The organism is Kitasatospora sp. MBT66, from assembly GCF_000710405.2.
Lineage (GTDB): Bacteria > Actinomycetota > Actinomycetes > Streptomycetales > Streptomycetaceae > Kitasatospora > Kitasatospora purpeofusca.
This window is the reverse complement of sequence record NZ_JAIY01000003.1, coordinates 579,272-579,554: the sequence shown is the minus strand read 5'-3', so window position 1 is coordinate 579,554 and position 283 is coordinate 579,272. Positions and strand designations below refer to the sequence as shown.

General features: G+C 73.1%; 1 protein-coding gene. It reads right to left on the bottom strand.

The genetic code is table 11. The annotated features are described in order from the left end of the window. Positions 1-3: 3 nt before the first annotated feature. Positions 4-283: hypothetical protein (locus tag BI06_RS04575; RefSeq protein WP_158516382.1), on the bottom strand; the 280-nt coding region annotated here is incomplete at its 5' end.

Sequence of the window (283 nt, the reverse complement as noted above, 5' to 3'; positions counted from 1 at the left end):
GTGTCAGCGGCCCTCGTACGAGATCCACCAGTCGGTGCCGCCGGTGTCGTAGGCGAACCACGCCTCGTCGTCGGCAGGGTCGCCGACGGCTTCGGTGTGGGCGTCGAACCCTGCGCGGCTGAGCCGCCAGCCGGTCCGCCTGCTGGCGTCCAGCACCCCCTTGCCGTAGGCCCGGCTGTCGCTGGTCCACTCGGGCTGGTCGGCCGGGGTGTTCGCCCACCCGCGTTCTTCCTGGGCGACCGGTAGCCAGACCACGCACACGGTGCGGTTGCGGCGGGGCCAC